Source organism: Rhodobacter sp. 24-YEA-8, from assembly GCF_900105075.1.
In the GTDB taxonomy this organism is placed as follows: Bacteria; Pseudomonadota; Alphaproteobacteria; order Rhodobacterales; family Rhodobacteraceae; genus Pseudogemmobacter.
Map to the genome: position 1 here is coordinate 173,729 of NZ_FNSK01000002.1, position 13,122 is coordinate 186,850.

The 13,122-nt window shown below is 59.4% G+C and carries 13 protein-coding genes and 2 pseudogenes; 9 read left to right on the forward strand and 6 right to left on the reverse strand.

Features of this window, described 5'->3' with window-relative positions; translation table 11 throughout:
• The first annotated feature begins 77 nt into the window (after nt 1-77).
• Entirely contained in the window at nt 78-836 is a 759-nt protein-coding gene (locus BLW25_RS17335; protein WP_143040547.1) for a hypothetical protein, read from the forward strand.
• 136 nt (nt 837-972) lie between these two features.
• Here the strand turns inward: BLW25_RS17335 and BLW25_RS17340 are convergent, their stop codons facing one another.
• Together BLW25_RS17340 and BLW25_RS25535 are read right to left on the reverse strand one after the other, a co-directional pair.
• The gene (locus tag BLW25_RS17340; protein WP_171909626.1) at nt 973-1,449 is read right to left on the reverse strand and encodes a GNAT family N-acetyltransferase; all 477 of its coding nucleotides are present in this window, start codon (nt 1,447-1,449) and stop codon (nt 973-975) included.
• A gap of 67 nt (nt 1,450-1,516) precedes the next feature.
• A pseudogene (locus BLW25_RS25535) lies at nt 1,517-1,713 on the reverse strand (IS5/IS1182 family transposase); the annotation flags it as partial.
• 617 nt (nt 1,714-2,330) lie between these two features.
• Here BLW25_RS25535 and BLW25_RS17345 point away from each other — a divergent pair.
• Nucleotides 2,331-2,546 (forward strand): hypothetical protein, encoded by a 216-nt coding sequence (locus tag BLW25_RS17345; protein WP_092902482.1) that lies wholly within the window; start codon nt 2,331-2,333, stop codon nt 2,544-2,546.
• Between the two features lie 108 nt (nt 2,547-2,654).
• On the forward strand, nt 2,655-3,269 hold the full coding sequence (locus tag BLW25_RS17350; RefSeq protein ID WP_092902484.1) for a LysE family translocator: 615 nt from the start codon (nt 2,655-2,657) through the stop codon (nt 3,267-3,269).
• Nucleotides 3,270-3,346: 77 nt separating this feature from the next.
• Here the strand turns inward: BLW25_RS17350 and BLW25_RS17355 are convergent.
• Nucleotides 3,347-4,494 (reverse strand): annotated as a pseudogene (locus tag BLW25_RS17355) (IS3 family transposase).
• A 198-nt stretch (nt 4,495-4,692) separates the two neighbouring features.
• Here BLW25_RS17355 and BLW25_RS17360 point away from each other — a divergent pair.
• A complete protein-coding gene (locus BLW25_RS17360) occupies nt 4,693-5,109 on the forward strand; it encodes an NUDIX domain-containing protein (RefSeq protein ID WP_216279407.1) in 417 nt (138 codons plus the stop codon).
• A 152-nt stretch (nt 5,110-5,261) separates the two neighbouring features.
• Here the strand turns inward: BLW25_RS17360 and BLW25_RS17365 are convergent, their stop codons facing one another.
• On the reverse strand, nt 5,262-7,400 hold the full coding sequence (locus BLW25_RS17365) for a TonB-dependent siderophore receptor (RefSeq protein ID WP_092902488.1): 2,139 nt from the start codon (nt 7,398-7,400) through the stop codon (nt 5,262-5,264).
• Between the two features lie 788 nt (nt 7,401-8,188).
• On the opposite strand from BLW25_RS17365, the gene BLW25_RS17370 reads away from it, so the two are divergent.
• The 5 genes from BLW25_RS17370 to BLW25_RS17390 all read left to right on the forward strand — a co-directional run bounded on the left by BLW25_RS17370 (nt 8,189) and on the right by BLW25_RS17390 (nt 11,036).
• On the forward strand, nt 8,189-8,641 hold the full coding sequence (locus BLW25_RS17370; protein WP_092903075.1) for a GNAT family N-acetyltransferase: 453 nt from the start codon (nt 8,189-8,191) through the stop codon (nt 8,639-8,641).
• Nucleotides 8,642-9,011: 370 nt separating this feature from the next.
• A complete protein-coding gene (locus BLW25_RS24740; RefSeq protein ID WP_216279408.1) occupies nt 9,012-9,611 on the forward strand; it encodes an LLM class flavin-dependent oxidoreductase in 600 nt (199 codons plus the stop codon).
• Nucleotides 9,612-9,964: 353 nt separating this feature from the next.
• Nucleotides 9,965-10,345 (forward strand): P-loop NTPase family protein, encoded by a 381-nt coding sequence (locus BLW25_RS17380; protein WP_092902490.1) that lies wholly within the window; start codon nt 9,965-9,967, stop codon nt 10,343-10,345.
• A gap of 89 nt (nt 10,346-10,434) precedes the next feature.
• A complete protein-coding gene (locus tag BLW25_RS17385; protein WP_092902492.1) occupies nt 10,435-10,818 on the forward strand; it encodes a hypothetical protein in 384 nt (127 codons plus the stop codon).
• Nucleotides 10,815-11,036, forward strand: coding sequence for a hypothetical protein (locus tag BLW25_RS17390; RefSeq protein ID WP_092902494.1), 222 nt, complete (start codon nt 10,815-10,817; stop codon nt 11,034-11,036). Before BLW25_RS17385 ends, BLW25_RS17390 begins: the two co-directional genes overlap by 4 nt.
• 2 nt (nt 11,037-11,038) lie before the next feature.
• On the opposite strand, the gene prpB is transcribed toward BLW25_RS17390, so the two are convergent.
• Entirely contained in the window at nt 11,039-11,941 is a 903-nt protein-coding gene (prpB, locus tag BLW25_RS17395; RefSeq protein ID WP_092902496.1) for a methylisocitrate lyase, read from the reverse strand.
• 3 nt (nt 11,942-11,944) lie between these two features.
• A complete protein-coding gene (gene prpC, locus BLW25_RS17400) occupies nt 11,945-13,114 on the reverse strand; it encodes a bifunctional 2-methylcitrate synthase/citrate synthase (protein ID WP_092902498.1) in 1,170 nt (389 codons plus the stop codon).
• Nucleotides 13,115-13,122 lie beyond the last annotated feature (8 nt).

The window sequence follows — 13,122 nt, forward strand, 5'->3', positions numbered from 1 at the left end:
TTTCGGTTCGGATGGGCTTGATCCGGCTGCATGAAATGTTTGAAGATGAGACTCAGTATAACTGCGCGTGATCTCAAATGTCTAATTACCGGTTTCGCTGCCTCGGCCCATTTGAATTTCCTGTCTATAAAAGCACCCGACATTGGAAGAATCACAAGCGACTCTACGACCCGAAAACTGCCACAGAATCTGTGTTTAGCCAAGCAGCCATGGAAGAGCGCAGAATAGGGATCGATGGGATAAACGGGGCGATTGGTCTCTACGTCATCGGCATGAAACCTCGCGGGAAGCTGATCCCGTTCTATGTCGGGCAAGCGGCTCGTCAAACGATCAAGGCTCGGATATTTCAGAGACAGGACAAATTGGCTAAAGTAATTGAGATTCTAAATATTTATACGCATGCAAAACCATTTGTATTCCTGTTCCCGCTGCTTACGCCGAGCGGTCGGCTCGCGAAAATGCCGAAAGCGGGAGTATCAGGGACCTCGAATGCTCAAAGGATTATCACCAGCGCCGAATATATGATGATTGGCCACGCAATGAATGTGAATCCGTGGCTGCACAACATTTCTACCGTAGCAGAGCGAGAGCGATTTTCCATTGATGGAAGCCCAGGATCATGGGGTAATCAAACGAAAGATGCGCGATCTTATGCTGAAATGATGGGCTTCAGTAAGGCTTCTTCTGCTAGCGACAAGCTGCGCGAGGTGGGTGCGGCAATCGAGGACGTTAAGGACGCTGACACCCAGCTCATTGAGGAGGCGCTAGCCCACGAAGAAAGCCTCGAGGAGGAGCCCATGGACGTAAACGAAAATGGGGGCGGAGGGGAACAGTAGTGCCATGCTTCGTGAGTTGCGCCGATTGGCCGCTCCGTCCCGCAGAGCTGCCCCCGGCCTCCCCGGTTCAGCGCGGCGGGCGGGATTATGCCGCCGGGATCGACGCACAGAGCCCTGAGCTGCCATTCGGGGAAAGTCAGGCAAGATCCTTTTGCATTTTGTATCGCTTCAGGACGACACCCTTCCGCTCTACATTATCCTCTTCGACCACGACCCACCCGCGCTTTTGGAAGAAGGGATGTGCGACCAAGCTGGCTTCGGTTGTGAGTTGTGTCGCTCCGTTGTCTTTGGCCCAATCTTCTGCTGCATTCAGGAGGGTTCGGCCTACGCCCCTGCCGCTCGCGGAAGGTAGCACAAACGCCAAATCGACATATCCTGTCCGGTCGATAGTAATGAAGCCAATTGGTTCGCCGTCCGTTTCCGCGACAAAACCGTAAAGTGCTTCGACCCGAGCTTTCCAGCGATCAAGGTCGATCGCTTCTCCGCCCCAGGCAAGGCGTTGCGGATAGCTGTAGGAGGTTCTTGTCCCCTCATGCACAGTGCAGAAGAAGATGCGAGCAACCGCACTGTAGTCGTCAGGTGCCAAGGACCGAATATGGATCTGTGTGCTCATGTTCTCCCCACGGGGCAAAAGTTTAGCCTCGGAGGACGATCTCGGCAATGTCGGCTTCTCGACATCTTCAGCGCAAGCGGACGGTCTCGGGCGTGCCGAGTGACGGGAAGCGGTTCGTCTGGCGCGGGTGAACGCCATTGGTTCAGGAGAGCCTGTGCGGTCGTTCTGGCATCGACATGAATTCGTCGGTGATATCGACCATGTCTTCCACTTCACCCGACCGACGCGTTTGCAAGCGCGTAACGCTTCGTTTCGCGCCTGCAAACTGCGCAGCGGCGCCGTGATCGAGGATGACGATATCACCAGGAGCCGCTGACCACCCCACCTTTGATCCCTGTCTGGCCGGAAATTATTTTGCGCTGAAAGGCAGACATTATCTTCCATAAATGGAAGAAATATGGGTTCGCAGCATTTTCGTAAATCATTATAATTCAGTTACTTGAGATGGATTTCGGGGCGGTGAGTGGCAAAGTAATGGGTTCGCTAACATTCTGTTGAGAAACCAATCAGATAACGTCCATTGTTGAAATATCTACCGATTGAGTGCCATTTTCGAGGTATTCGCCGCCATTTGTTGGGGCATTAGCTGCCACTGAATCTGACAATCTTATTTAATTCAATGTAATCAATACCTTGAATGCGGCTCATGGGCAGCGATGACGTCAGCACTTCAATCCTTGGTCCCAGCCTGACTGCCAGCCCGGACCGGTTGACTCAATCGAGAACATTCCGGCAGCACTGGATGCGCCGAAACCGGCCACCGCGACCTGATCTCTAAGCCGAACCCCATCGACATCCATCGGAGACCAACCGGAAAGCGTCCGCTTTTCGCACCGGTCCCCTCATGCCGCGAGGTTGCCAACGCTATGACCAGGATACCCATGCTCGGGATCAGAATCTTCGATCCGGATCAGACCCCCGACGTCCTCCGCCAACGTTTCTTGAGCCATCTCGCGACACTCCGGTCCGCCAAGGATCCGGAGCTGGTCGGAAAGCCTTTGCACCCGGTTATCCTCAAATCTCTGGTGGGCGATCTGACCTTCGACGAGATCGAGAAGATCGGTCGGATCTGGTATTCGCGACATGCCGGAAATTGAAGCTATCCTGGCCACGTTGAAAACAAAGAAATTTCTGGGCCGCAGTGAGACGGTGATTGCCTTGTCGTCGCCCGTCCCGGACGCCCTCGTGCTCAAGGAGAGCAAGTGATGGAAGCGATGTTGTTTCTGAAAAGCCTGCTGCTAGGGGTCGCCATTGCGGCACCTCTTGGGCCGATCGGCGCGCTTTGCATCAACCGCACTCTGGAGCGCGGATTCACCGCGGGCGGTGCCGGTGGTCTCGGCACCGCACTTGCGGATGCGGTTTATGCGGCCCTGGCTGCTGTGGGCTTCGCGGCATTCTCACATGCGCTCGGTGTCATCGACACCCCCCTCCGTATTGTCGGCGGGGCCTTCATGCTCTGGCTCGGCTGGAAAAGCCTGACGCCCATGCCGCCCAGGAGAGCAGCAAAGGTTTCGGCGCGGGATCTCCTGGGAACCACCGTTGCAACTTTCATGCTGACGATCACCAACCCGATGACGATCCTGTCGTTTGCGGCCATGTTCGCCGGCCTTGGGCTGGCTTCCGGCGCCGGAGCGGTCGAGGCGGTTCTCGTGGTCTGCGGTGTCTTCATCGGGTCCATGCTGTGGTGGGCGGTCCTTAGCGGCGGCGTGGCTTTGGCCCGCCATCGGCTGCCGGAAACATTCGCCGGCTGGGTGTCGCGCATTTCCGGTGCCGTCCTTATCGTGTTCGGCATCTGGGCTGTCGGGTCTGCTGTTTTCTAAGGCTAAGACTGTGCCAGGTTTGCGGACCGCGCACGAACTGAGCTACTCCCCGATGCTTGGACAGTTTTCGAGGATGTTTAAGCTACCGCCTGTGCCTGCCGGTCGGTTTCGATGCTGTTGAAGTAGACCACGGCGGGGGGCAACCCGCCATGGGCAGTGTGTGGCCGCCGATGGTTATAGAAGCTGACCCAGGATCCGATTGCGGCCTTTGCCTGAGACCCGGTCTCCCAGGCATGCAGATAGACGCATTCGTATTTCAGGGACCGCCACAGGCGCTCGATGAAGACATTGTCGATGCACCGCCCCTTGCCGTCCATCGAGATGCGGGTTCCGACGCGTTTCAGCCGATCTGTCCAAGCGAAGGACGTGAACTGGCTGCCTTGGTCAGTGTTCATGATTGTGGGCGCGCCGAACCGGTGGATGGCCTCGTTCAACGCCTCGACGCAGAAGTCCGCTTCCAGGGTGTTCGATATGCGCCAGGCCAGAACTTTGCGCGTGAACCAGTCCATGATGGCGACCAGATACAGAAACCCCCGCCGCATCGGGAGATAGGTAATGTCGGCGCACCAGACCTGACCGGGGCGATCGACCCGCAGCCCGCCCAGCAGGTAGGGATAGGTCTTGTGGCCCTTTCTCGGCTTGCTGGTGTTGGGCTTCTGGTAAATCGGCATCAAACGCATGAGCCGCATCAGCCGCCGGATGCGCTTCTGGTTCACGCCGTGCCCCTCGTTTTGCAGATGCCAGGTCATCTGCCGGACGCCGTAGAAGGGCGTATCCATGAACTGCCGGTCGATCAGCTGCATCAGGCCGAGGTTCTGATCAGTCTCTCCAGCCGGCTCGTGGCAGAACGACGAGCGCGAGATCGACAGCAGGCGGCACTGCGCCCCGATCGACAGTGCAGGGTGGTCCCGTTCGATCATCCCACGCCTCACTTTCCGCTCCACGGCTTGAGCTTTCGTGACAAAAAATCGTTGGCGACAGCCAGCTCCCCGATCTTGGCGTGCAATGACCGGACCGTCTCTTCATCCACCTCCGTCGCGGGCTTCTTGCCGCCGCGCTCGAAGATGTCCGCAGCCCCGTCGAGCAGCGATTTCTTCCATTGATGGATCATCGTCGGATGCACGCCGTATTCGGCCGCCAACTCCGACACAGTGCGCTCGCCCTTGATGGCCTCAAGTGCCACGCGCGCCTTGAAGCCCGCGTCATGGTTCCTGCGTTTTCGCATGCCTGATCTCCTCGTCCGTGGAGACCAGCAAACGTCAGATCGTAGCTTCCGTCACTGTCCGATTTCCGGGGAGTAGCTCAATATGAGCGACTGAGGGATCTGTCGGTCGGAATTTTCGCCCAACATTCGACCGAGTCCTCCGCTCGCATCGCAACGCTCTTCGCGGATCAGACGGGCTATGCAACCCCTAAGATCGATGTGCGGGCAGCTGTTTTTGATGATGCGGGACGCATTCTTATGGTGCGCGAGACTGCCGACGCGGGACGATGGACGCTCCCGGGCGGATGGGCGGATGTGAACCATTCTCCGGCCGAAAACGCCGTCAAAGAAACCAGAGAAGAAAGCGGGTATGAGGTTGAGGTAATCAAGTTGGCTGCTGCTTGGGACCGCACGAAGCAAATGCATCCGGCCGGCGTATTCTCCTGCGCCAAAATGTTCTTCGTTTGTCGCCCTACAGGTGGCGCCGCGAGGACCGGCTTAGAAACATCTGAGATTGGCTGGTTCACGGAACGTGAATTGCCCGCCGACCTCTCGACCGCACGCGTTATGCAGAGGCAGATCACGCGCATGTTTGAGCATATTCGCCAGCCCTCGCTCCCGACAGACTTTGATTGATGGCGGTCGAGCGGCGCCGTGCTGAGGCTGCGCGGCTTACCACGTCAAATGGTGTTTGGCATCAAGGGCAAATCCAATCCTGCCATCCAACAGCAAGACATGCAGTTAATCAGAGACAGGATTGGACCAATCTTAACAGAACTGATGCCCGTTCAGAACCGCTGTCTGAGCTGCAGCGCGATGCTGCGGCCCTCCGCCTGGTCATGATACATGCCGGATGTGCCCAGGCTGCGGTAGTAGTTCCGGTCAAAGACGTTGTTCACCTTCAGCGCCAGCTCGGTCGTCTCGCTCACACGGTAGGTTGCGGCCAGGTCAATCGTGTAGAAGCCCGGTGCGGAGAGCGAGTTGCCATAGTCATAAATCCGGCTCGCCGCAGTGATGCCCGTTGCCAGGGAGAGCCCTGAAAGCGCCTCGCCCTGGAAATCGTGGCTTAGCCACAGAACGGCCTTGTGGCGCGGGGTGTTCGAGGCGCGTTTGCCCAGCCTGCTGAGATCACGGGATTCGGTTACCTTCTGATCCGTATAGGTGTAGCCGGCGGAAATGCCCCAGCCGTTGCCGAGATCGCCGCTCAGCTCCAGTTCTGCTCCACGTGAGCGGGTGGTGCCATCCGCGCGGTAAACGCGGGAAGGCCAGGGCCCGACGCGGTGGGCCTGATTGCTCCGTTCGATGTCAAAGACTGCAGCAGTGAAGAGCAGCCTGCCCTCCGACAGATCCCGCTTCAGGCCAATTTCATATTGCGTGCCGGTCATCGGTGCCAGCGGGCTGCCAGCCGCGTCCCGGTAGAATTGCGGCTCATGAATGTCGGACACACTTGCATAGAGCGACGTGAACGGATCCGCCCGCCAGACAAGGCCAAGCATCGGCGTGAAGAAAGCGTTCTCACGGTAATCCTGCAACACCGGGCCGGTGATGTCCGACGTCATCTCCGCCCAGCTGACCCGGCCGCCAGCGCTGAGAGTAAGACTGTCCGTCAGTCCGGCATTCAGCTGGCCATATATGCCATACTGCTTGTAGCGGCGATCCTGCAGGATGCCGTCATCGGCCAGTTCAGGGATCGGAAGATCGGTAACGGGATTGCTGATATCGACCGGAAAGGCGTCATAGCCCCAGCGTTCATCGACCTGCAGACGGGAACCGATGTAACTGAAACCAATCGTCGCCCTGTGATCACGGCCGAAAGCAGAAAATGGCCCGCTGAATGAGACATCAACCCCCTGCCCCCGCTCGCGGTCCTGGTTCACATTCAGGCCAAGATCCACCATCTGCGCCGTGCCGAGGTTGTAAACCGGGCTGATGGTCATGAGATCAAACTCGTCGATCTTCTGATCAAAATGATTGGCAGCGACCCGTACGGTCCAGCCATTGGCGAAGGCGTGGGTGATTTCGGCGGTAACCAGTGCGTATTCCGTGTCGAACCGGCCCCGATCCGAGCCAAGATAGGTTGACCGGTCAAAGTCGATGAGATGACCATCCTCATGCGAAGGCACACCCCAGAATGGGGTGCGGTCGTCCTTCTGATACATGGCGGAAATCCGGACCAGTGTGTCCGGTGTCAGATCATATTCCAGGGCACCGAACACCGCGGCCCGCTCATGGCTGACCACGTCGCGCTCAAAGCCCTCCTCCATGGTTGCGCCCGCAAAACGGCCGCGAAGACGTCCGTCCGCCGAAATCGGCCCGCCATAATCAAACTCCGCGCGCCGCATGCCGTAGCTGCCAAAGCTCAGGCCCCCATGCCCGGCCGCGAACTGAAGAGGGCGCTTGAAGCTGCGGCTGACCACGCCCCCCGGCTCTCCGGCACCTTCGAGAATGCCGGCGGGCCCCCGCAGGATTTCGATGCCGCCCAGCAGAAATCCATCGATGACCGGCGTGAAGTTGCTGTCCTCGCTGGTCATGCGAAGTCCCTCGACATTGTTCAGCGTGACAAAGCCGCGTGAAGTGATACCGGAAGCATAAGGGGTGCCGGAGATATTCATTCCGGTGCTGCGGCCGATTGCCTCGATGTCATCGGCGATCATTTCTCCGGTCAGGCGTTCCCGCCCTATGCCGCTAAGCGATAAGGGGACATCACGAACATCCGCAGGCGCTCGGCCCGCCACGGTTGTCGAGCGAGGGTTATACCCGGCCTCCTCACCCTGAAGCACAATCGTTCCCAGAAACACCCCCTGCTCGTCCGCAAAGAGCGGCTGCGCGGATGTGGACAGGATTGCTGCTGCAACAGACAATTTTCGCATTGGCAGGAAGCACCGACTCATGGTGGTGAGGACTGACCGGGTGAGCGACTTGGGCATGGGTTTCGACTCGTGTGTAATGTTATCACCTTACAATCACGTCCCAGTCGTCGTTACAACCATACATGGTGGTAGATTCTATTGGGCTGCGATCGATGACTAATGTGATCGTGCCGTTCTATCCGTGAGGGGTCCACGCTCATGCCGGGAGACGTTTCGCGATCAAGAAAAGCCAAGCTGCTGTCTCGCGCGCGTATTATGTCTGCCATCCATGGAAATCCGTCAGGCCATGGACCTTCGGAGGGAAACTGGATCATCGGATTGCGCAGCTGAATATTCTCCTCGGAGGGATCCTGGAGGTCACCGAAAACGAGAAGCCAAAGCCTGTCGATGTGGTTAGAGGGTTCATCAATGTGGCCAGGGAAGCGCCATTCAAGGAATATTTCCCGAAGCTCGAATATGCAATCTAAGGCGCAGCCGGAGCATTCTTCGCAATTCTGCGCCGCATCATAACTCCTCCTTGGTCCTCAGGGTCGATAAACTTGGAGATCTGGCCATCAATGATGACCTGCTGGATATGCTTCGTGAAAATGGTGCAAGTTGAGATGACCGGCAGCTTTGTCCCGCATCGCGGCCATTACTGGCCCGGCCCATCACGGCTCGCGAACGGTGCGGCCAGACCGATGCGGAGAGCCCCTGGCGGTCATTGATCCTGGTGATGAACCTGCCTATGTTATCGCAGTCACAGAAGGAGACTTATGCGCAGAGGCTTCGATTGAACCGCATGTAGCGGCATCGCTCGGCACATGGTTGCCGATCCTTTTTTGCATGATTTCTGTGGAGTTCTCATGGAGAACAACAACGTGGTGATCCGACCGTTTGACGCGGCAACGGATCTGAAAAAACTGTCCGACATCTGGTTTGAAGCCTCGATGAAGGCTCATCCCTTCATCGGCCAGGCAAGGCTGATCGAGCAGCGCCGCCTGATCGAGATCGAGTATCTTCCGAAGGCAGAGACTTCCGTGGCATGCCTGGACCGAGAGGCGGTAGGCTTCATCAGTCTCCTGGGCAATTTTATTGGCGGGATTTTTATTGCGCCAGACCGCCAGAGCCTTGGCGTTGGCCGCAGACTTATCGCTGATGCACTGGCCCGAAAGGGGGAGCTTTCTCTCGAGGTCTACACCGAAAATGAGCAGGCTGTTCGCTTCTACGAAAGGCTCGGTTTCCAAGAGGTATCCCGACGGAAAATCGACGACTTCGGCTTTGCGTTCCCGAATGCGACTTTAAGCCTGAAGGGGTGATATTAGCTCGGGCGAGGCTTCATTGCCTCGCCCAACCGCACTGCAAGTGACAGCCGCGTCCCCCATTGCTGGCACGCGCTTCAGATGGACGTTCTGAAGCCCTTTGTTGCCGTTCGAGATCAACCCCAGAGCGCAGGGAGAACGATGTCCCGCGTAAGGGGAGCGAGATCGAGGTGGTCCTGCGAGCCGGAAGACATCTCCACTGGCAGGTCGATCGCGTTACCTACAGTGCGACGGTCGTATTCGATCCTCGCCGCCTGAAACAAACCTCTACATGGCGCAAGTTGCGCAATGAAATCTACCCGCCCGAAGTCTCGGATGCGGAGGTTTTTGAGGTTCTTCTGGAACTGATCACAAGGGGGCCTGCCTGATGGCTGATCCCTTTTCGATTGCCTCTGGCGTCGTTGAGGTTCTTGGGGGCCTCAAGGGCCTTTTCGGTAAGAAGCCCAAGAACCCGACGCCTCGCGATAATCTTCTCTCTCAGCTGCAAGGCATTGAGGAGGGCGCAGAAAAGTACGGTTACAACCGTCTTACTCTTCTGCAGCATGGTCAAACCGCCGGTACTGGCCTTGGTGCAAGTGGCCCTCCGCTTGCCGCCATCTGGCTGCGGGATGTGCCGCTGTTCGATCCCCGTTTCGGCGATGCCGGTCAGGTCTTCGATCCCTTCACCTATATGGCGTGGCTTGCAGCAAAGACATCGCGCATAGCGCTGACGACGAGAAGCGCGGTCGTCACACTGCGCCACCCTATCGATCTAGCAAAGATGGCAACGACCATCGATCACCTGTCAAACGGGCGACTGATCTTGGGTATCGCCTCTGGCGACAGACCCGTCGAGTTTCCGGCCTATGGCACCCGCGGCTGCGTTCTGCGCGGCGGCGATATCAGTTCCTCCAGCGACAAGCCGGTTTGCGCCTCCGCCTTCAAGACGACCATTGCTGCGGCCTTCGCGTCCTCTCCCGCATCGTGATGGGCAAAATCTAGGGTCAGCGCCTTTTTCAGATGCCCAAGCCCGTGGCCGCCATTACCCCGAAATTCCGGCCATGCCCGGCGGGCGATCGTCACGCTGTTCACCCATCGCCATCCGGGGTCGGCAATGCCGCCCGCCCGGCAGGCTCCGCCCATGGCACGGCTGTCGAAAGTGCTGTGCTGGATGATGAGGTGAGTCTCAAGAAGCGGCGCGGTCAGGGGAAGGATCTGTAGAAATCTCGGGTCACCGCTCACGAAATCTCCGCCATCCTCCAGAAGCTTCGCGGCCTCTATCTTGACACGCCCCGTGATGCCACCTTCGACACCCATGCCGACCGCCTCCTCACCCGGGACGTGGCCGGCAACCTGACCCATGTCCCGGTCCGCTTCACCGACGGTCGTGAGACCCGCGGCATCATGGTGATCGATGGCGCCGGGGGCGGGAAGACCTCGCTGGTGGCCCGCGCGCTGAAACGCCACCCCGCGATGGCCGCGCCGGAAGGCGGGCTGCCGCGCTATATCAATGCCCGTGTCCCGACCCCGGTGACCTTCAAGGGCATGGGCACCACTCTTCTTCAGAAGAGCGGCTATGATCTGAGTGCGAACACCACAACGGCCTGGCAGGTCGGGGATAAATTGCGGGTCCGGCTCAAACTTCTGGGCATCAGCGTGCTCTGGATCGACGAGGCGCATGATTTTTCTGCGCGGATCGCGACCTCATCCTTCGCGCCCTGAAGGCGCTCACGCAGGGCGATGACGCGCTGATCATCATCCTCAGCGGCACGGAGCGCCTGCGCGATATCATCCGCACCGATGCCCAGCTGATGCGGCGTTTCACCGTGCAAAACCTGCCCCCTGTCGATGCCGCGACCGACACGGACAACTTCCTGCAGGTCATCAATGCCTATTGCCGCCACGCTGGCCTGGATGAACCGGTCGAGCCGGATCTGGTGCCGCGCCTCTTCCACGCCGGCCGCTACCGGTTTGGGCGTAGCATCGAGACCGTCATCGACTCCATCGAGGTCGCGCTGAATGCGGGCGCTTCCCGGCTGAGCCTCGAGCATTTCGCGGACCTTCACTTCATGAAGGAGGGCTGCTCGCGTGCGGAGAACCCCTTCGTCGCGCGGGAATGGTCCCATATCGACCTTGATGCGCCGGAGGCTGTTCCGGAACCGCGTCGCGGTGCTCGTCGGCGGAGGGTCGCATGATGGCCCGGCTTTACCCCGTCCTGCCCATCCATCCGGATGAGACACACCGTTCCTGGGCCGCCCGCCTGGCCGCCTTCCACATCGGCGCGCCCGTGACCGAGCTGTTCGAGGATATGAATATCGATCCGCTTGCCTACGCCTTGGGCGCTCCGGACGAGGTGGAGAACCGGATCGGCTCCCCGAACTCCTCGCGGATTACATTGCTAGGGTGCGAATGAGATCAGGGTACGACCGAACGCGCGATGCTCGCATCCAGCGCTTCAAACGCATTGAGACCGATGGTTTCGTATAATTCGGTCCGGGTCTGCATTTCGGGGATCAACGCCGTGGTGGCACCATCAAGGGCGAGCGCGGCGTAAAGTTTCGCCTGCGCCTTATTCGCAACCCGCAGCGACGAGACTGGCCAGATCACCATATCATAGCCGAGATCCTGAAACTCCTGTGCGGTCAGCGCGGGGGTGCGGCCGAACTCGGTCATGTTTGCCAGCAGTTTGACGCCGGGCAGTGCAGCACGGACCTCTTTGAACATCTCAACACTGGTGAGTGCCTCGGGGAAGATCGCATCGGCCCCGGCCTCGACATAGAGCTTCGCGCGGGCCACAACTCCTTCGATCCCTTCCGAGGCTGCGGCATCGGTGCGCGCGATGATCACCAGATCACGGCGCGCGCGGGCGGCGGCCGCAACCTTAGCCGCCATGTCCTGGGCACCCGCCAGCTTTTTGTCGTTCAGATGGCCGCATTTCTTGGGCAAAAGCTGGTCTTCCAGATGCACCGCCCCGGCCCCGGCCTCTTCGAATGTTCGGACCATGTGCATGACGTTCAGCGCTTCGCCGTAGCCGGTATCGCCATCGACCAGCAGCGGCAGCCCCGAGGCCCGCGCGATCTGGCGGATGAAAAAGGCAACCTCATCCACCGTTATGATGCCGAGATCCGGCAGGCCCATGCTGGCGGTCATCGCGGCACCCGACAGGTAAAGCGCCTCGAACCCGGCGGCCCTGGCCTGCAGCGCGGCCTGGCCGTTATGTGCGCCGGGCAGGCGCAGGATGCCGGGGCGCGACAAGGCCGCGCGGAAGCGCTGCCCCGCCGGGGCAAACGGCAGATCGTCGGCGACAAGATAGGGCATAGCTCAGGCCTCCGAAGGCGGGGCGAGAAGCCCGCGTTTCTCGATAGGGGTAAAGGCGCGGTCGTCGGGGCCAATGTAATGGGCCGAGGGGCGGATGATCTTGTTGTCCTGCCGCTGTTCGACCACATGCGCGCCCCAGCCGGAGGTGCGCGAGATCACAAAGATCGGCGTGAACATCGCGGTTGGCACGCCGAGGAGGTGATAGGAAACGGCGGAATACCAGTCGAGGTTCGGGAACATCCGCTTCTCGTCCATCATCACCGTCTCGATCCGCTCGGCGATGTCGAACATTTTGGGGCTGCCCGCCGCGTCCGAGAGCTGTTTCGCCACCCGCCTGATCACCACATTACGCGGATCGGCGATGGTATAGACCGGGTGGCCAAAGCCGATGATGACCTCTTTGCGCTCCATCCTTGCGCGGATGTCGGCCTCGGCCTCATCGGGAGTGTTGTAGCGCTTCTGAATTTCAAACGCGACTTCGTTGGCGCCGCCATGCTTCGGCCCCCGCAAAGCACCGATGGCGCCGGCAATTGCAGAATAGACATCCGAACCGGTGCCCGCGATGGTACGGGCGGTAAAGGTCGAGGCATTGAACTCGTGCTCGGCATAGAGGTTCAGCGTGGTCTGCATCGCGCGTATCTCGACTTCGCTGGGCGCAATACCGTGCAACAGATGCAGAAAATGCCCGGCGATGGTGTCGTCTTCGGTCTCGACTTCGATACGACGGCCATTCTGGGCAAAGTGGTGCCAGTAAAGCAGCATCGAACCCTGAGCCGCTATCAGCCGGTCGATGATATCCCGCGCGCCGGGGGTATTGTGGTCATGCGCCTCAGGGAGCACGCAGCCAAGCGCCGAGACGCCCGAGCGCAGCACATCCATCGGATGGGCGGCGGCCGGGATCGCCTCCAATGTCTCGCGCACGGCTTTCGGAAGGCCCCTGAGGGCCTTCAGTTTCGCTTTATAGGCCCGCAATTCGGGCGCGGTCGGCAATGTGCCATGCACCAGAAGATGAGCGACCTCCTCAAAGGTGCAGGCCTCGGCCAGATCGAGGATGTCATAGCCCCGATAATGCAGGTCATTGCCTGACTGGCCGACCGAACACAGCGCGGTATTCCCGGCCACCACGCCCGAAAGCGCGACGGATTTCTTGGGTTTCAGAACAGTGCCGCTCATCGTTCCCT